Here is a 19503-nt window from a genome sequence, read left to right as displayed (position 1 = left end):
ACTTCATCCCTTTCCTGATTCACTTGCCGCACTTACATTGTCAAGCGATACCGGATGAATAAGTAAACGCTCCGCAACAGCGACAGCCTCCTCCGCTCCCGGTGCATAACCATCCGCGCCGACTGCCCTCCATAACTCCTTGTCTATATTAAACGGGTAACCGCCTACCATTATTTTGACATGTGCCGTTTCTGCATGGCTTCGAATGCGCTGAATCAAATCTTTAGCCAGATGAAGATGATAAGTCATCGTAACAGAGATTGCCACTACATCAGTTTCATGCCGACCAATGGCCTCTACAATACTTGTATTCGGAACATTCGCACCGAGATAATACGTATCCCAGCCTTCCATTTCAAATACATCTGTAAGCATGCGTAATCCAATCTCGTGCTGCTCACTTCCGACACAGGCAGCGACCAGCCTTTTCCCCTGATTAGGCTGAAGCAGCCATCTGGAATACAATCTTGAAATAAACGATTGTGTTGCTGCTGTGCAAAAATGCTCCTGGCCCACACTAATCTCTCTCTTCTGCCACAATCGACCGATCTCGTACTGCGCTGGCTGAAAAATGTAACAATACATGTCACGAATCGATGCGCCCGCATCCAGCTCTGATTCGATCAGTTCAAAAGCTTCCTTTCGTCGATTATGAAGCAGATGCTGTACATAAGCCTGAGCCTCCAGTCCATAGGGCAAGGAGGCATGAATAAAGCTACTCTGCGATTCCGACTGACGGGTTGCTTCAATGCCCATTTCAAGGTACTCCAGAAGAAATTCAAGGTAAGGATGTTCGAACTCTTCTTCTAACGACTCTTTAATCAGCTGCAGGTTCACTTCCAGATCTTCGGCAGATACCCGATAACCTGCAAGCAGTACCTTTAACCAGGATATATAGTGAGTGAATAAACTTGGACTCTTCACAAGCACACTTTCTGCCAAATAACTCAGGCTGTACCGTGAGTCTTCCTTCGTTCGTATTTTTCCGATTGGACCGAAACGTTCCATTAAATCAGGCTGCAACCGATATTGCTTTTCGGTTATTTTCTCAGCCAAGGTTCCTGCATTTTGAAGTAAACGCTCTCCAGCTTCCCGATGACTCATAGACACATTCCTCCCCTGTCTGCATCCTGCAGCTGTATGAACTCTACTTCCTCTATTATTAAGTAATAATAAAATCGAACTAAATCACGCAATTTCACTGTTCTATTATACACGAACAAGAGTTCATATTCTTTCGAATTTCAATCTTCCTATATTATGTAGCTGTATGCAAGTCACATAGCCAGGATCAGAGTCCATTTATGGACACAAAAAAAAAACGGATCTACGTTATAAACGCAGGTCCGTTTTACCTTCAGCAGCAAGTCCGAGTTTTTTCAGCAGACGTATCGCTTCCACCTTCTCGGAAGCTTCAAGTCCATCCAGGATATCAATAATCACTTGATGATGCTGTGGAAAGATTTGTGTAAACAACTGTTTGCCTTCTTCCGTCAGTTCAGCGTATATCACTCGCCGGTCTTCCTTGGAAGGTCTGCGAAACAGCAGATTTTTATTTTGCAGCTTATCGACAACATACGTTATATTTCCACTGGACATCAGCACCTTCTCACCAATCTTCTGCAAAGCCTGTGGTCCTTTATGATACAACAGATCAAGTACACCAAACTCTGTTGAATTCAGTCCATGGCTCTGGATGTCCCGATTGGAGCGTGATGTCACTGAATTATAGGCCCGAATAAGTACAACGAATAATTGCAATGACAGGTCCCGGTTATCCTCCGTGTTCAGCATTTCTATAATCCTCCATCAGTTGTTTACATTTCTGTCCGCCCTTATGGCACACATCTGGTCCCATTCCTCACGAAGCATTCCCATACGAATAGAATCATAGTACTCTCCAAGTACAATCCGGCACTTTCGCAGACGTGCCTCAATCTGAAATCCAACCTTGGCAGCAGCCCGCATCATTCGCTCGTTGCCCGACCAGGTCGTTAGTCCAACCCGGACTATTGGCATTTGCTCGAATAAATAACCTGACCACATTTGAAGAGCTCTCGTACCAATGCCGCGGGCCCATCTTGAGGGTTTGTAGATCACGATTCCGATCTCAAGCCACAACCCGAATAGATGCGGGGCGTGCTTCCTCTTCATCCGCTCTCAATCGTTTGAACGTATTCTGCTCAAAATGCTCGTAACTCACACGCTCCAGCGGATAATAAGGCGCGTCCCATCGTTTCCATTCAGGCTCGTCCTCACCGTAGATCAGTTCATAGAGTTCAGCCAGGTCACGTGGCTCAACGCATCGAAGGACAAGCTCATCTTGTATAATTACCGATTCTGTCCTCGTGATTATACTCACCCTCTTCCCATTCTATGTTCACAGGCCTTTTCCCATTTCAGTGTTCACAGACCCTTTTTCTTTAATGATCACGGACGGTGAAGCTCATCGATCGTGCCATCCTCTTTCGCGATAATAACAAGGTTTGCCATGTCCACGAATAGTCCGTTGTCTACAACACCCGGCAGCATATTAAGCTGCACATTCAATTCTGCTGCATGCTCAATTGTGCCCAGATGACAGTCTGCTATCAGATTGCCGTTATCGGTAAGGTACCGTTCTTGCCGATCCATTCTCCACCGTGGCTGACATCCCATTTTTTCAAGCGTCTGAAAAGTCCATTCCGAGGCAAAAGGTACGACTTCAACAGGCAGCGGAAATTTACCCAGCTTCTGTACAGCCTTGCTGCCGTCAGCAACAATAATCAGCCTATCGCTGTTTGCTGCCACTATTTTCTCACGCAACAGAGCACCGCCGCCGCCTTTGATCAGATTGAACTCCGGGTCAACCTCGTCCGCTCCGTCAATCGTCAGGTCCAGACGCCCGATTTGATCAAAAGGAATAATCGGAATGCCCCACTCCCGTGCAAGCTTGTCTGAAGCCTCCGAAGTAGCTACCGCCTGAATGTTCAGCCCTTCCCGAACGCGTTCCCCGATTCGACATATCGCATAATATGCAGTTGAGCCTGTGCCCAAACCAACCTTCATTCCATCTTCAACGAATGATGCCGCATGCTCTGCCGCAATTTGTTTCAGATTCATCATTTAACCCCCGCCTGCTCTCAATTTGTAAAAAACCATATGTATTTATTATAGATAAAACCTTATGTAATGTATATCTATGCTTCTGATGCAGCAAGGTGTTCATTTCTGGATGTTTGATAGTGTAATTTTACTCACTATGTTATAGAATACAGAATGAAACTAAAAAATGGCAAATCATAACAATAAACAGTTCTAAATACCTATTTTTTGATAACTATGTCCACATTTACGTAGAAAATTAAAAAAGTTTTAACAATACTCTTCAATTTAACGACATTTTGCACGACATAATAGAGAGAGATGTGTTTTAATAATTAGACACCTATGGTTTCAAGAGGTACATAAGTCTCTATACGCAAACTGGAAACCAAGACCATTGTCGCATATTTTCAGAAGGAGATGACGAGATGAGATAGCTTGCTCGATTCGAAGTATAGCTTACAAACATTTAACTTTAAAAGAGATCAGGAGTGGAATTTAGTGAAATCATTGAGCTGGAAAAACATGTCGTTTTTCTCCAAAAACCTATTGCTTTCATTTACCAACATTATCATCATTGGTGTAGCTTTGATTGCAAGCAGTTATTACTTCCAAAAAACGATTCTGGTCGATCAGTTACATGGACAAGTAGCACAGATTACGAAAAAGTGGGCAGAAGATATTAATCCCGTCGATGTACAGACCGCGATTACCGAAAAAAGCTATGATGGTACAGCACAAACAAAATTAAGAGCCTATTTCGATGAAATGCAAAAATATTATCCTAACATTGCACAAGCCTATATCTTTGGTGTTGAGCTTGGCGGCGATAACAAACGATTAACCTCGCTTGTCGCGATGCCAACAAACCTGAGAGAGGCTTTTCAGAGTGATAACGTAAATATTGGTGACATGTACGAACAGCCTGTTGTCGTTGCCAATGCGCTCAAAGAAATGCTGAATACAGACCGTCCAACATTCACCACGTTTTATTCAGATGATTTTGGCACATGGACAACGATCGCTTACCCGATCAAGGATAGCAATGGCAAAATCTTTGCATACTTCGCTGTCGATGCCGATGCAAGTGCGGTGCCGGCTGGTCTGAATTCCTTGCTGTTGAACGGAACGATTATTCTCGTTGCTTTCTTGCTTTTGTTCCTGATCATTCAATACCTGGTTGTTAAAAATACCCTTTCTCCGATTCGTCACCTGATTAAAGGTATTGACGAGGTCAGCAAAGGCAACCTTGATGTCAACATTCCGACAGGCAAAGATGATCTAGGACTCGTTAACGAGAAATTCAACGTCATGGTTCGCAAAATTAATGACACTATCGTAAAAGTGCAAGTGACTTCTCAGGAAGTCAATCAGTCCGCCAAAGAACTCTATGAAGTATCTGAACGCAACAGTGACAACGCAGATTCTATTAATCATAACGTAACCCAGATTGCGTCCAATATCCGCTCTCAGGAGCAGGCGACACGCGACAGTGCTCGTGCCATGTCCGAGATGGCTACCGTTATTCAGACCATTGCAAGCAGCTCCGCCAGTGTAGCCGATGAAGCTTATGAGATGGAACGCCGCTCACAACAGGGTAACAGCGTAGTTCGACAAGTCTCCGAGCAAATGAATCTGATTACCGAGTCTGTAAAAAACACAGCATCCGCCATTGAAGTATTGGAAAGCCGTTCTCAGGAAATCGGCGATATCCTGAACATTATCTCGGGCATATCCAGCCAAACCAACCTGCTTGCTCTCAATGCCTCCATTGAAGCTGCTCGTGTCGGTGAAGAGGGTCGAGGTTTTGCAGTAGTTGCTGGAGAGGTACGCAAGCTCGCTGAACAATCGGAACAGGCAACCAGCCAGGTTGGTGTTTTGATTCAAGAGATTCAAGCCGGTATTAGACAAGCCGTTCGTGCGATGGAGCAAGGCACCTCGGAAGTGGATACAGGGCTCACAGTAGCAGATCAGACAGGTCAATTATTCGACGAAATTCTCGAAGCAGCGAAAAAGGTTTCACAGCAAATTCAGGAAGTATCGAGTGCAACAGAAGAAATTTCAGCAGGTACAGAAGAGATGACAGCAACGGCAGAAGATTTGTCCGCAAGTGTAAGTAAAACAGCAGTAAGCAGTGAACAGATTTCAATATCTGTTGATGAACAGAAGGCTTCCTTGATTACACTGGTAGATTCCTCTACTCGATTGAACGATATGTCCGAAGAACTGCAAGAGCTGATCTCTCATTTCCATGTAAGCAAGCAACAATAAAAATAAACCAACACTCGGTTTCAACCAAGGAGGATACCTGAAGTGATTGAAAACCAATCATCAGCCCGCATCGTGGAATCTGGCTTGCCTGTTCTTCAGATTCCACTGGATTATGGGCGCCGCCAGCAAACTTTCTCTTATGAGTCTACTCATATTACATTGCAAGCGTCATTGAGTCGTAAACTTCAAAAGAGGTTTGGGGAACAGTTGGTGTATCCTGCATTCCTTTCTGCCTATGCGGCCTTGTTATTCCGATTGTCTTCAGAACAGGAACTTGCCATTGGTGTACTTGCGCCAGATCAGGCAGCTTCCTATCTTTCATTACAGCTTCAGGGCAAAACCACGTTTAATGAATTGTTTGAACAAATTACAGAACAGTTGCAAATTCATTATACACTGCAAACCGGAGGGTATCCTGAGACACTATTTATGCTGAATAGTGTTCAGCTGCCTCAGGCCCCTCAGGTGATGAACTGGAATATTCGTTATGATCAAAATGAGATGATTCTCGACCTGTTCTACGACTGCTCCTTGTTAAAGAAATCTACTGTGCTGCGATATGCAGAGTATTTCCAGACTTTGCTTCTCGCACTGCTGCGTGACGACAATAAAGCCATTGGAGCTGTAGATATCCTTTCTCCTTCCGATCGTTTGATCTACCGCGAGATGAATGATACGACAATGCTTGAGCCCGTCCATCCGACAATTCATGGGTGGTTCGAAGCAACTGCGGCTGCATACCCGGATTCCCCGGCAATATCTTCTCCTTCAATGAGTTATACTTACAGGGAACTGAACGAACGGGCGAATCAGGTTGCTCGTGTGTTAATGTCCAATGGACTGCAGCAAGGTGAATTTGTAAGCATCTTTATGGATCGAAGCCTGGAAACGATCATTTCATTGCTCGGTATATTAAAGGCAGGCGGTGTTTATGTACCCATTGATCCTGAACATCCAGAGGAACGTAACAGCTACATTGTCGAGGATACGGCCTCATCTTTTGTACTGACAACAGAAGCCTCTTATGAGCAGGCTGCGGCTTTGTTCTCTGGTATTTCGACGGTACGCCAGATTCTCTCGGTGGACGGTCGCCTTGCAGGTTTTGCGGCAAGCAATCCGAATCTGGATATCAAGCCGGACGATCTGGCTTATATCATTTATACTTCTGGTTCAACCGGCAAACCTAAAGGTGCGCTGATTGCCCACCGGGGAGTCACCAATCTGGGCAGCGTTGTACAGCGCGACTGCGACATTCAGCCTGGAGACGTTCTGACCCAGTTTGCCACATATAGCTTCGATGCATCCGTGTGGGACACGATCGGCGCCCTCTTCTATGGTGCGGAGCTCTACCTGCTGTCTGCGGAAGAACGTGTGTCCATCGAAGAGTTTGCAAGTGCAGTTGAACGCACTGGAACAACCATCATTACCATTTTGCCAACGATTTTCTTTAACCAGCTGGCTTCCTATCTGTCTGACGAAGGCTTTCACAAGCTGGCAAAGGTACGCATTATTACCGTAGCCGGAGAAGCGCTCTACGGCGAGCAGGTTCGGGCATTCCAGCGTAAATTTGGCAATCAGATCGATATCGTTAATGTTTACGGGCCTACAGAATGTACAGTGGCCACCACGACTCACCGGATTAGTGAGCAGGTTCCCGTTGATGTCGTTAACATTCCCATCGGCAAACCGATTCATAATTACAAAGTATATATCGTCAATGAAGAGCAGCAGCTCTGTCCGATAGGCGTTCCTGGCGAAGTATACATCGCAACGCCTGCACTTGCCAAAGGTTATTTGAACCAGCCCGAGCGCACCGAGCAATCATTTATTGATAACCCCTTTGCTATCGGAGAAAAGATTTACAAATCCGGTGACATTGCCAAGGTACTGGATACAGGATTGCTGGAGTATGTCGGACGTAGTGATTCCCAGCTTAAAATTCGTGGTCACCGGATTGAGATCGGTGAGATTGAAGATCATCTGGCTCGACTGGAGCAGATTCAGGATGTGGCTGTTATTCCGAAAAAGGAAGCAGATGGTCAGAATATGCTGGTCGCTTATTTCACCTCCAAAGATGGAAGCACCGTTTCGCCAGCAGAGATCAAAGCAGCGCTTGCAGAGAAGCTGCCATCGTATTTCATACCGAAATGGATCTGTCAGCTGGATATGATGCCGATCGCACCGACAGGCAAAATCAACCGCAAAGCAATGGTAACCATGCCGCATGCGGAACGTCATATTGACCAGCCTGACCGGGTGATGCCCGAAACAGAAACGGAAATCATTCTGTACAATGCGTGGAAAGAAATTCTGCAGCATGACGAGTTCGGTATCGAGGACAGCTTCTTCAGCATTGGCGGCGACTCCCTGCGGGTCATTCATGTATTGGTTATCCTGAAGCCGCATTATCCACAGCTTAAAATTGCCGATTTCTTTGCTGAAAAAACGATTCGTGCACTTGCTCGTCGAGTAGAAATGTTATCCCATCAGCGTACGGATACACAGGCTTCTGTCCGCAGCGGAGTGCTGACTCAGCTTTCCGAACATCCGGTCGAGCTCTCATCCCAACTGGGGTACCCGGATATTGTTAAACCCGAGCATGTGCTGGTGACTGGCGCAACGGGTTATCTCGGCTCTCACGTGCTGCAGCAGCTGATTGTCAAATCTTCGGCACGGATCTACGCCCTCGTTCGCCGTGCAAGTGACGGAACAACAGCCATGCAGCGTTTAACCAAAGTCATGCAAGATTATTTCGGAAAACAACTGGCTGATCAGCTTGCAGAACGTGTGGAGATCGTTGAAGGCAATCTGGAGGAAAACAATCTTGGGCTGTCCGGTGAACAGCAAGCTTACATTCAATCACGCATTGACCGCATCATTCACTGTGCAGCTGACGTACGACATTTCGGAGAAGCATCACAGTTTGCCAAAACGAATGTCGAAGGTACCGTTGCCTTGCTGAATCTGATCCGCAACAAAAAGGGAGCCTCCTTCCATCACGTATCCACCATGGGCATACCGGAGGATCTTGCCCTTAGCGGACAATGGGAATCCACGCTGCAGTACGACCGTTACCCGGCTGAGCTGCATGTAGACAACCTGTACTCGGACAGCAAGCTGGAAGCCGAGAAGGTGCTTATGACCGCTGCTGAGGAAGGCGTGCCTGTCAGCATCTATCGTGCGGGCAATCTCACATGTCATTCACTTACGGGTCGTTTCCAGACCAACATCGACAGCAATGCGATTTACCGGATGATCAAAGCAATGCTGATGCTGGGTAAGGCACCTGCAGCAGATTGGATGATGGACTTTACGCCGATTGATTATGCAAGTGAAGCAATCGTACATCTGGCCTTACGTCAGGATACAGCCGGACGTGTATTCCACATCTGTAATCCGGAGCCGATTCGTTATGACGACCTGATCGAAGCGATCAAACATGCTGGTTATCATGTTGAGACGATGCCGTTTGAGGATTATACCCGCTGGCTGTTCGATGCCACGATCTCTAAAGAGCCAGAAGCTCTACAGCTTGCCATCGCGCAGCTTGAAGGTGATGGAGCGAAGGATTCAGCATATGCCTATGCATCACCGGTAACAACTGCATATGTTGAACCGGCCGGAATTTCGTGTGCCAGAACAGACCGTCGTTTCATTAACCTTATGCTGGACTATGCCGTTCAGATCGGATATTTCCCGGAGCCGATTCGTCCGAATTACGGAACAACGACGGTTGCGGATTAAATCGAGGTCCGGCAAGTGTTCTCTGTAAAAAACATCAATTAATAAACATCAATGTACTCCTTTATTTCAAAAGCCACTTTCTCGCTGCCCACAGCGAAGAAAGTGGCTTTTTCTTGCCAAACGATAATCGAAATACAATCAGGCCAACCAGCGAATCACAGCAATAATCGCAAGATGAGCCGGATAGAAATAACGCCAGATCCAGCGTGGTCCCTTCAAGCGAAACGACGCCTGATAATACTGAGCAATCGCAATACCGATTGTTGCCAGCACACTGTACATCTGTAATGAACTGTGATAGAGCAGCAGATAAAGTCCATTCAGAATCACATGAACCATAACCAGCACAGGCCCATTGAAGTAGCGGAACAGCAGTACCAGCAGCAGCCCATACATCCCGTAGTCCATATGTGTGTATTCCATGATGATCCCTGCTCCGATAGCAATCAGGATACTCAGGGGTCTGGAAGGCAGCTTATCCAAAGCCAGCAAAACAAGCAGCGCCGACCACAAGGTCCAGACCACATTCAGCGAGAAATGATTAAACGCTGCCATAAACGGCAATTGAGAAATAACCGCGATCCAGAACAAACGCCATATGTATTTCTGCACATTACGTGTATGCTTGTAACCAATATACACCGTAAAAGCATAGATCGGGAACGCGATGCGTCCGATAATTCTCAGTTCCACAATATGCGGAAAAAATACAGCACCTATATGATCGATCAGCATCGTAATCATGGCAATCCATTGCATCATATCAGCTGCTCCCCCCCTTTTAACCTACCCTTAACATCGAGTGCCTCTCTTACGCTTCATCTCCAGAATGCACACTACGTTCATAATACATGAAGCTCTGATCCTGTGTATATGCTTCAGACTCATATAATGCTTGAGCTTGCAGATTACTCACAGCAGTGCTTAGCGTAATACGAATGATCTGTCGTTCCTTCGCCTCTCCGGCAACGGCCTGCAGCAGTTTTCTTGCAATCCCCTGCTTTCGGTAATCCGAATCGACATAAAGATCATTCAGTACCCAGATCGGTCCCATAGAAACGGAACTAAAGCTGGGATAAATCTGCACAAAACCAGCCGCCCGCATCTGTGATTCACCACAATACCGAGATATGGAACCTGCTTCAGCTGACGTGCCCTCACCTGCATCACCTAATTCAGCAATAAAAATGATAGATTCCTCTTTACGGAATCGTTCCTGGATAAAACAGCGGGCTCCCTCCAGATCTGAATGCTGACCATAAAATATACGGTAATTGTTAAAAAGCCTTGATACTTCAGGCACGTCGTTTTCTCCGTTCGCTTGTCTGATTCGAACTTGCACGTCCTGCGTTTGCTGCATTTCTATTTCCTCCATAGCTCCCATATCCTCCCTTTGCTTCATATCTTCATGAACCTCATCTCTTCTTGATTTAATTGTAAAAGAAATTTTCGTTGTGCCCCATTTATCAACTGAAGCAAAGTTTGCAGTAAATGATGCGTTAAGCCAGAAATGCAGCAGCTTACGAATTGACGATCGCTCTTACGCGATACCAGCCGTTTCTGTTCTGGTTGAGTCGATTCCTATGTATATATTGTCGTCTACTGGCTGCGTTCGGGTAAACACAAAAAGGCAACGAAAGCCTCGCCAGCTCCGTCGCCATAACATGGATGGTCTATTTGAATTCCAGATTCAGCTGCCCTTGGGCATGGCCTGGTTCAGGAAAGATAACACCCTTTTTCAAAATCAGATTTGCATATTGCGCCCGTTCCCCTGTGGCAACAATGACGTAAGCTTTGGCGGCCCGTTCATAAAAATCAAAGCGTTCCTCATACTCCAATGCATCAGTCATGCCCTCGTGCTCTTCAATGATTCGCCGGTAATCCTCCCAGATGATCGGTATAACGGGATCTCCCTTAACCACCTGCATTACAGCGGCGGGCTTCTCTACATACGTATCCAACGGAAACAATTGTAATATGGCCTGCAGCAGCTGCACAGCGTTTACGCCATCACAGCGTATCAGTCGCTGCGCATGACTGGCTGCCGGAAAGTTGGCATCGGAGATCACAAGTTCATCGCCATGCCCCATCTCGGACATGAATTTAAGCAGCTCGGGCGAAAGTATGGCAGGGATATTTTTCAGCATCATTAAACGCTCCTTACACACGAATTTGATTACCTTGAAAGCCGTTTCATTCCTATTCTAACAGGATTCTGTGCACTTTGCACCGAGATGCAATCACCATGAAAGCCTACATTGGCTTTGACAAAATTACTTGTTTCACATATAGTTGTTATAACAATTAAATGAATTTAAACGATGTTATTACGGAAAGAGAGGCTCATTGATACATGGATTATTCTCTGGAGCAATCCGTTGGATTCATGCTCGGACTCACCCATCGCAAATCAGCCGCACTGCTGGCATCACAATTCAAGCCATACGATATCACGACAGAGCAGTTCTCTGTCCTTTTTAATGTGAATCGTTCAGAAGGTGTGAACCAGAAGGAGATCGCCGGGCTTGTTTTCAAGGATCAGCCAACCACAGCACGAATTATTGATTTGCTTGAGAAGAAAGGCTGGGTAGAACGTCGGACAAGCGAACATGACCGCCGGGCATATCTGCTGTATATAACCAAGGAAGGCAAAGCTTTAATTGATATTCTTGTACCGATCGAAAGAGCAATGAATAAAAAACTTGCAGAAGGTATACCCGCAGACCAGATGGAAGCCTTTAAACATACTCTTTCCCTCATCAATCACAATCTGTAACTATCACAACTCAGGAGGGAATGTCTCGCCATGAAAGAACAATCTGCACCTGTCCGATTATGGACAACTGATTTTATTTTACTGATGTTATGTAATTTTCTGCTGTTTCTTCAACTGCACATGATCGTTTCACCCCTTCCCTCGTATGTACAGGATCGTTTCCACGCCAATGCCTTTCAAGTCAGTCTCTTCACTTGTCTGTTTGCATTGAGTGCCATTGCAGCAAGATTATACTCCGCCAAGGCCCTGGAGAAGGGTTTGCGTAATGCGATGATCTATATCGGTTTGTCCGTAGCCCTGCTCGCCACGCTCGGCTATTATTTTGCCGCCGGTATTGCAGTGCTGTTACTGCTGCGCATGTTGTTTGGTGTTGGATTCGGCATGAGCAGCACCGCCTTCCCAACGATGGCCTCAGACATTGTGCCCGTGAAGCGGATGGGTGAAGGCATGGGATACTTTGGTCTGTCAACAAGCCTTGCGATGTCCATGGGCCCTATTATCGGTGTTACGTTGCTGCAAGGGGCCGGATTTGTGACGCTTATGGTGTGTACTGCGGCTGTTATTGTTGTAATCTATCCACTCAGTTACAGCCTGACCCGCAAAAAAGCGGCTCGAACGCAGCAGGCTGCCGAACCCGCTGCGGTAACTGTATCGGTTGCCCCATCTGCTGCATCGGCTGCTGCCGGGAAAATGACCTTTAACCGCAAATTGATTCTTCCTAGTGTACTGAACGGCCTGTTATCCATTACTTACGGGGGACTGGTTGGATTTATCGTCCTGTTTGGCAAGGAAGCCCATCTTGCGAATCCGGCTTTGTTTTTCCTATTTAACGCTATGGCTGTATTGGTGGTCAGACCTTTTGCCGGTCGTATCTACGACAGCAAGGGACCTAAAGCTTTATTAATTCCAGGTGCCGTATGTATCGCACTTGGACTTGTTATTCTCTCCACAGCATCCACGATGCCTGTACTGTTTGCAGCAGCCTTTATGTACGGGATTGGTTATGGCTCCATGCAATCATCACTGCAAACCTGGATGATTCAAGTAGTCTCCCCTGCTCAGCGGGGAATGGCTAATGGCATGTTTTTAAATACGCTTGATCTCGGGATTGCTACTGGAGCCCTTTTGCTTGGTTCCATCGCTTCCCTGACCAGCTATACCGAAATGTACCGCTATTCTATATTGTTCATGGTGCTCTTTCTGCTGATCTATCTGATCCAGGGAAAACGGAGCGGCAGTTTTCAGGTTCAGACGCATCCGCTGCTGTCACACACACATATCACTGCATCCGATGCTTCTGAAACGAATGTTTCCGGTTCTGAGAATAGAAAATAGACCTAAGCGCATTGCGCAACAAAAACGCGTTTACACCAGGCAGCGGTTCAGCTGTTCTCGGAGTAGACGCGTTTTTCATTTTACCCTTTTCAGACATAAAATTATTCAGATACGCCATGTCAAAATGGACTCTTTTTACGACGCAAAGGGACTCTGTATGCTGGGTTTGTTTCATTTTCCTGCTCGTGCTTATGCTTTTGCTTCGAATCTCCTTCGGAGGACGACTGTCCTCCCTTATCCGGCTTCACCGCTAACAAGGTAAGTAAAGCCCCGACTGCACCCGATGCGGCCAGAATGCCAAACAGCAGGAAGTGATTGGCTCCAATGAGCAAGGACACGACAGGCGGGCCCAGAGATACACCGATAAAACGCATACTGCTGAACAAAGCCGTAATTGTACCCCGCTGCTTTTTGTGCACCCCTTCGGTTATTAACGTATCGAGACACGGCAGTGCAGCCCCGATTCCGACGCTTCCTAGCGTAAATAACCCCACGACAACATAGATATTGTCGAACATGCCGATGATCCCCAACGATACGGTAACCAAGGCAAGCCCCGTGAAGCCCAGCCATTTCATTTTGGATTTGTTTTTCCCAATCCATTTGCCTGCAAAAAAAGAAGCAAGACATAACGCGGCCAGCGGGATCGCCAGTACAAGGCCTTTCACAACACCCTTTAACGCAAATTCACTCTCCAGCGTCTCCGAAAGGTAATACAGCACGCCAAAAAGAAGGAACATGCAGATGCCGCCAATGGCAAACAACGCATATAACCAACGCCCTTTTTGTTTTAATACGTTACGGATGGACGCAACAAATTCAGAGAAGGTCGGGGGTTTCTCGCTCCTCCTCGGTGTTTTGACCAGAAATATAACGAGCAGTAGCGAAATCAGACAAAGCACCGGAATGGCCAGAAACGGGGAATACCAGAGCCAGACCGCCAGCGCTGCTCCCAGAATCGGGCTGAGCACTTTGCCAAACGTATTGGAGGTTTCAATAATACCCAGGCTTTTACTGACCTGATCTTCATCCTTAAACATATCCCCCACCAGTGGAATGACAATGGGAAAAGCACCTGCCGCACCGATCCCCTGTAAAAACCTTCCCGCAAGAATCGTCCAGTAAGCGATATCACCTTCCATCATCCATGCTGCAGCACCAGCAACACCCCCACCAACTGCCGCAATAACAAGACTGGGGATAATGACCACTTTCCTGCCGAATCGATCCGATAAATATCCTGCCAGTGGAATCAGCAGAATCGCAACTACAGCATATACCGTAATCAGCATACTGACCTTGAATGAAGAAACCTTCAATTCCCGTTCAATCTGTGGCAAAATCGGTATAAGCATGGAGTTCCCCAAGGTCATAATCACAGGGATGGAAGCAAGTGCGACAAGGTCCCACTTTTTATCAGACATACCCTAACCACCTTCGCAGATTGTACACACAACAGCGTTATTGTCGGTCTAACCAAGGTTGTTTATTCAGGATATGTCAAATAAACAAACAGACGGTGCCCCAAGCACCGTCTGTTCCAATCCTTATTGTAACATGTTACAGCTCTATAGTAAGCTCGCTTGTCCCTGATGGTGCAGCTACGATTACCCCATGTGAGCCAGCTTGCTGCGTGCCACCATCTACACTCGATACCGAATCAATGCCACGAAGCACGATACTCCACGGCTTGACTGCACCTTCGGTGCGAACCGCCAGCTTCGACCCGCTGCGTGATACTGCGACCTGCAATTCCTGCTCTGCGGCTTGATTAACAACTACGGCCTGTGCGGTCTCTCCATCAGCAAGTTCAAATAAGTGCAGAGATACATTGTCCGCAAAATCATAATCCGGTTTGCTGTCCACTGCACCTACCGCGATCAGACTGTTAGGCTTGATCATCATTGGCAGTGTTTTGAAATCATGATTTTCATTGATCCATCGTCCACCCTCAACCTGGGCTCCTGTCAAATAATTTGTCCACGTGCCTTCAGGCAGGTAATAACGAACATCACCTTGCTTGTTGAAGATCGGAGCAACCAGGATCGAGTCACCAAACATGTACTGCAGATCAAGCGTCGCACACGTTGGATCGTCTGGATACTCCAGCACCATCGCCCGCATCATAGGCAGACCTTGTACAGAGGATTCAACCGCAGAGTTAAACAGGTAAGGCATCAGGCTCAGCTTCAGTTTTGTAAAGTCACGCACAACATCGACAGCCTCTTCATCGAATAACCAAGGTACACGGTACGATTCATTACCATGCAGGCGGCTGTGTGAAGAGAGCAGGCCAAATTGTACCCAGCGTTTGTATACATCCGGCTCGGCTGTTGCTTCGAAACCGCTGATATCATGGCTCCAGAAGCCGAACCCGGAGAGGCCCAGAGACAATCCGCCGCGCAGTGATTCTGCCATGGAGGAATAGTTGGAAGAGCAGTCTCCTCCCCAGTGTACTGGGAATTGTTGACCGCCTACGGTAGCGGAGCGTGCAAACAAGGCCGCTTCATTTTTACCAAGGTTCTCCTCCAGCACTTCAAATACAGCCTTGTTGTACAGGAAAGTATAGTAGTTGTGCATTTTAACCGGATCAGAACCGTCATGGTATACAACATCGGTCGGAATTCTTTCGCCAAAGTCGGTCTTGAAGCAATCCACGCCCTGGTCAATCAAACCTTTGAGCTTCTCTTTGTACCATGCAGTTGCCTCTGGATTCGTAAAGTCCACAAGCCCCATGCCCGCCTGCCATTTATCCCACTGCCATACACTGCCATCGGCTGTCTTGACGAGATAACCTTTTTCCATGCCTTCATCAAACAGAATGGATTTCTCGGCAATATACGGGTTGATCCATGCACAGATTTTGAGTCCCTTGTCCTTCAAACGCTTCAGCATACCCTCTGGATCAGGGAACATGTCCTTGTCCCATTCAAAGTCACACCACTGGTACTCCTTCATCCAGAAGCAGTCGAAGTGGAAAACAGAAAGCGGCAGATCACGCTCAGCCATGCCATCAACAAAGTGATTCACCGTCGCTTCATCGTAATCCGTTGTGAATGATGTTGTCAGCCACAGTCCAAACGTCCATGCTGGCGGCAAAGCCGGTTTGCCAGTCAGCTTGGTGTAGTTGTCCAGCACCTCTTTGGGATTGGCCCCACCGATAATAAAATACTCCAGCGTTTCACCCTCTACACTGAACTGCACCTTCGATACATTTTCAGAAGCAATCTCGTAGGATACCTTTTCAGGATGATTGACAAATACACCATATCCTTTGTTCGACAGATAAAACGGAATGTTCTTGTAGGCCTGCTCGCTGCTTGTGCCGCCATCCTCATTCCAGATATCCACAACCTGACCATTTTTCACAAACGGAGTGAATCGTTCACCAAGGCCATAGACATACTCGCCCACACCCAGCTCCAGCTGCTCCCGGAAAAATACCCCTTCTGTCGCTGACTCGATATATGCCGGGCCTCTCCAGCCGCTGCCTGTCAGACGTTTATCGTTATAATGGAAGCCGATATCCCAGCCCTTTGATTTGTTTACGTTTACACGAAGATTTCCGCTTTTCAGCTCTGCGCCATGCTCATCTTGTGTAATTTGCACATCGGTATTCAACGTGTTCAGAGCAAACTCAGGACCCGGATTGACTTTGCCCTTGTGGTGATTTAACTGTACACGAATGACGTCAGGCATTGGAGAGCTGTAGGTTGCTTTGAGCAGTGTTCCGTTCAGGGTGTCCCCTTTGCGCTCAATACGTTTTGTTGCTGCATATACGGTAAAGGAATCGCCCCTTTGTACAATATCTCGAACGTCCGCAGGATTTTGAACATGATATCCATCACGGATCTGCCAATAGCCATCTGTAAATTTCATCTTGGATTACCTCCTTCGGTTATACTATAATGATATTGATATAAATAACGAATTTCTTCTTCTATTTTGATTAAATATATCAGGATTTTGATATTTCAAAGATTATTCAGCTAATTGTTGATGTCTATTGCAAACGATTACATCTTTTCATAGATACAAGGAGGGCATTATGGAACGTGAACGTTTACGGGAGGATCGCATTCATGGCAATGCCATGTACCCGGTGAGTGTGTATCCTGACATACAGCAGCTGAATGGTGACAGCATTCTTGATTGCCACTGGCATGACGAGATGGAGTTTACGATGGTAACGCAGGGCTCGGCTGTGTTCCAGATTGACATGAACCGAATTGAGGTCAAGGCAGGAGAAGCTATTTTTGTTCATCGGGGCGAGATTCATGCGGGCAATCTGAGAGGCACGGAGCCTTGTATATTTTCCTCTATCGTGTTTCACTCCGATCTGCTTGGCAGTCATAGCTTTGACGCAGTACAGGAGAAATTTATCGCTCCCATCATACGAAAAAATGTGCGACTCCCCTCTCATATCACGCCGGATGAAGCCTGGGGAGCAGAAGTGCTGGAATATCTGGAGCGTATCTTCGCAGATCACGCAGCCGGAGCCGTCACCTGTGAAATGACCACCAAAGCCTATCTCTATCTGATGTTTGCTCGTATGTTTGAGCATCGTATGCAGCTGCCGTTCAAAGGCTCTGTCCATGGAGGAAGCCCTGACAAGGTGGAGCGTCTGAAATCAGTGCTCGGTTATATTCACAAGCGTTATCCTGAACCGCTGAAGCTGAAAGAACTGGCAGAAGAAGCGAATATGAGCGAAGGGCATTTCTGTCGTTTTTTCAAACAGATGGTACAGAAAAGTCCGGTGGACTACATCAATTATTATCGTGTACAGCAGGCCTGTCTGCAGCTTGAGAATACGGATCATAAAATTGTCGACATTGCGATGGACGTCGGTTTTGAGCATCTGAGCTACTTTATTACCACCTTCAAAAAGCACAAACATACCACCCCGTCTCATTATCGCAAAATGTTTACGCACAATCTGACTCTGGAGCCTGAATCCCTTAGCCAGCTTACGTAAAATAAACAAAAAAAGGTGCTGCAGCGATCACTTCTGCAAGCACCTTTTAACGTTAAAACAGGAAAAGCTGTTGTTCAGATAAGCCTTCAAGCTCTTTTTGGTGATGGAACGGTTGATCCTTTGCTCTCATATACACCTTATTTCATTAATGTTTGCCAGGACGTGTACTCATGAATGGAGAACCCATTGAAGGATGGATGCACACTGGCCATTTTCTCTACCAGCTTCAGCTGCTCTTCCATGTAAGCTTCTCCCTCTTCGTAAAACGTAATAAAATCCCCTTCCTTGCTTTGCTTCGTTTCTACAGCAATCGAGATGGTTTTGCCTGCAGAGGCTGCATCGATCAATTCATCCTTCGCAACGTTATAGATCGCAGCCGCTGTGTCCCGATAAGCCATAATGGTGATGGAATCGAACTTGCGAATCATCCAGCTGCTTACCGCCATCGTGGAACCCGGAATTTTGTAATTGTCCAGCCAGAACGGCAGATCAGCTCCGACCGGCATGTTCATACCCGCAGCCCGTTCTACAATATAATTCACATTGCCCTGCCACTGTGTGATGACGCTCGCCTGATTTGTTTTCCACTGCGGATGTACATGTGGCTCAATATCCAGATGAATGCCGGCAAACTTCTCCTGGGACAGTGCCTGTGCCTGATATGCCTCAATCCAGTCCATAAAAGAAACGATCTGATCCCGGCTCTCCGTCAGTCCCCATGCAGAACGTCCATCCATAATATCAACAGCGATTTTCTGTGCTCGTGCAAGACGAATAAAGCTTTTATATTCAGGTACTTTAATGTCCCGGTTTATTTGCAGATAGATGGTATTCACATTGTTCTGCGCAGCAAATTGCAGCACATCCTGTGCATTGCTTCTGATCTGGGTTGTATCCCATACCCAGGTTGCTCTCACGGGATGATCCAGATTGCCATGGATTTCTGCGTAGCTTTCCACGGGTTCATCGGAACCGATAGCAGACACCTTGGAAGAACAGGCCGTGCTCAAACACAAGATCAGACAACTCATCAGCAGCAGGAAACGAATCTCTCTTTTAGTTTTCATATTTATACACTCCCTTGAAGTTATGCAGCCTCTTACGTATAAATCCGGATGAATTGTTGTCGTTTATTATTCACTTTTGCACTTTAATGGAAGCACGATGTATGAAAAATTCTTCTATACGCAATATCACCACTAAGACTCATGACGAAAGAATCATATAACTTTATTTCGGGAATTCACAGTTCTGAATACATAGGCCAAAAGTCACAAATATTAATGTTTTATGTAAAATATAAATTTTAACCACGACT

General features: G+C 46.5%; 16 protein-coding genes. 5 read left to right on the top strand and 11 right to left on the bottom strand.

Annotated features, from left to right (window positions below):
- Positions 1-3 precede the first annotated feature (3 nt).
- The 5 genes from IEW26_RS15935 to rpiA form a co-directional block, all read right to left on the bottom strand.
- Positions 4-1104 carry a cobalamin B12-binding domain-containing protein gene (locus tag IEW26_RS15935; protein ID WP_188593085.1) on the bottom strand — a complete coding sequence of 367 codons (1101 nt, stop codon included), beginning with the start codon at positions 1102-1104 and terminating at the stop codon, positions 4-6.
- 228 nt (positions 1105-1332) lie between these two features.
- Entirely contained in the window at positions 1333-1794 is a 462-nt protein-coding gene (locus tag IEW26_RS15930) for a MarR family winged helix-turn-helix transcriptional regulator (protein WP_188593084.1), read from the bottom strand.
- 15 nt (positions 1795-1809) lie between these two features.
- Positions 1810-2154, bottom strand: a complete 345-nt coding sequence (locus IEW26_RS15925; RefSeq protein ID WP_308423486.1) for a GNAT family N-acetyltransferase — start codon at positions 2152-2154, stop codon at positions 1810-1812.
- Complete coding sequence (locus IEW26_RS30635) at positions 2111-2362, bottom strand: hypothetical protein (RefSeq protein WP_308423485.1); 252 nt, start codon at positions 2360-2362, stop codon at positions 2111-2113. The genes IEW26_RS15925 and IEW26_RS30635 overlap by 44 nt, the downstream gene beginning before the upstream one ends.
- Positions 2363-2430: 68 nt before the next feature.
- Positions 2431-3102: a ribose-5-phosphate isomerase RpiA gene (gene rpiA / locus IEW26_RS15920; protein WP_188593083.1), complete on the bottom strand. Its 672-nt coding sequence runs from the start codon at positions 3100-3102 to the stop codon at positions 2431-2433.
- Positions 3103-3609: 507 nt separating this feature from the next.
- Here rpiA and IEW26_RS15915 point away from each other — a divergent pair.
- Together IEW26_RS15915 and IEW26_RS15910 are read left to right on the top strand one after the other, a co-directional pair.
- Complete coding sequence (locus IEW26_RS15915) at positions 3610-5355, top strand: methyl-accepting chemotaxis protein (protein ID WP_188593309.1); 1746 nt, start codon at positions 3610-3612, stop codon at positions 5353-5355.
- Between the two features lie 42 nt (positions 5356-5397).
- A complete protein-coding gene (locus IEW26_RS15910) occupies positions 5398-9099 on the top strand; it encodes a non-ribosomal peptide synthetase family protein (protein WP_188593082.1) in 3702 nt (1233 codons plus the stop codon).
- A 138-nt stretch (positions 9100-9237) separates the two neighbouring features.
- Here IEW26_RS15910 and IEW26_RS15905 read toward each other — a convergent pair whose 3' ends face one another.
- The 3 genes from IEW26_RS15905 to fucU form a co-directional block, all read right to left on the bottom strand.
- Positions 9238-9861, bottom strand: coding sequence for a TraX family protein (locus tag IEW26_RS15905; RefSeq protein ID WP_229729885.1), 624 nt, complete (start codon positions 9859-9861; stop codon positions 9238-9240).
- A 49-nt stretch (positions 9862-9910) separates the two neighbouring features.
- A complete protein-coding gene (locus IEW26_RS15900; protein WP_188593081.1) occupies positions 9911-10474 on the bottom strand; it encodes a GNAT family N-acetyltransferase in 564 nt (187 codons plus the stop codon).
- Positions 10475-10772: 298 nt separating this feature from the next.
- Positions 10773-11246 (bottom strand): L-fucose mutarotase, encoded by a 474-nt coding sequence (gene fucU / locus IEW26_RS15895; RefSeq protein WP_188593080.1) that lies wholly within the window; start codon positions 11244-11246, stop codon positions 10773-10775.
- Positions 11247-11452: 206 nt separating this feature from the next.
- On the opposite strand from fucU, the gene IEW26_RS15890 reads away from it, so the two are divergent.
- A complete protein-coding gene (locus IEW26_RS15890; protein WP_111269940.1) occupies positions 11453-11875 on the top strand; it encodes a MarR family winged helix-turn-helix transcriptional regulator in 423 nt (140 codons plus the stop codon).
- 30 nt (positions 11876-11905) lie between these two features.
- Positions 11906-13210 (top strand): MFS transporter, encoded by a 1305-nt coding sequence (locus tag IEW26_RS15885; RefSeq protein WP_188593079.1) that lies wholly within the window; start codon positions 11906-11908, stop codon positions 13208-13210.
- Positions 13211-13329: 119 nt separating this feature from the next.
- Here IEW26_RS15885 and bcbE read toward each other — a convergent pair whose 3' ends face one another.
- Both bcbE and yicI read right to left on the bottom strand, forming a co-directional pair.
- Positions 13330-14634: a bacillibactin exporter BcbE gene (gene bcbE / locus IEW26_RS15880; RefSeq protein ID WP_188593078.1), complete on the bottom strand. Its 1305-nt coding sequence runs from the start codon at positions 14632-14634 to the stop codon at positions 13330-13332.
- A gap of 136 nt (positions 14635-14770) precedes the next feature.
- Entirely contained in the window at positions 14771-17089 is a 2319-nt protein-coding gene (yicI, locus tag IEW26_RS15875) for an alpha-xylosidase (protein ID WP_188593077.1), read from the bottom strand.
- Positions 17090-17258: 169 nt separating this feature from the next.
- Here yicI and IEW26_RS15870 point away from each other — a divergent pair, with 169 nt between their 5' ends.
- Positions 17259-18185, top strand: a complete 927-nt coding sequence (locus IEW26_RS15870) for an AraC family transcriptional regulator (RefSeq protein ID WP_188593076.1) — start codon at positions 17259-17261, stop codon at positions 18183-18185.
- 137 nt (positions 18186-18322) lie between these two features.
- Here IEW26_RS15870 and IEW26_RS15865 read toward each other — a convergent pair whose 3' ends face one another.
- On the bottom strand, positions 18323-19252 hold the full coding sequence (locus IEW26_RS15865) for a hypothetical protein (RefSeq protein WP_188593075.1): 930 nt from the start codon (positions 19250-19252) through the stop codon (positions 18323-18325).
- Positions 19253-19503: the final 251 nt, after the last annotated feature.

Origin of the sequence: Paenibacillus silvae, assembly GCF_014639235.1 — a bacterium.
Lineage (GTDB): Bacteria > Bacillota > Bacilli > Paenibacillales > Paenibacillaceae > Paenibacillus > Paenibacillus silvae.
The sequence above is the reverse complement of the archived record's forward strand: the minus strand, read 5'-3'. Positions and strand labels throughout refer to the sequence as shown.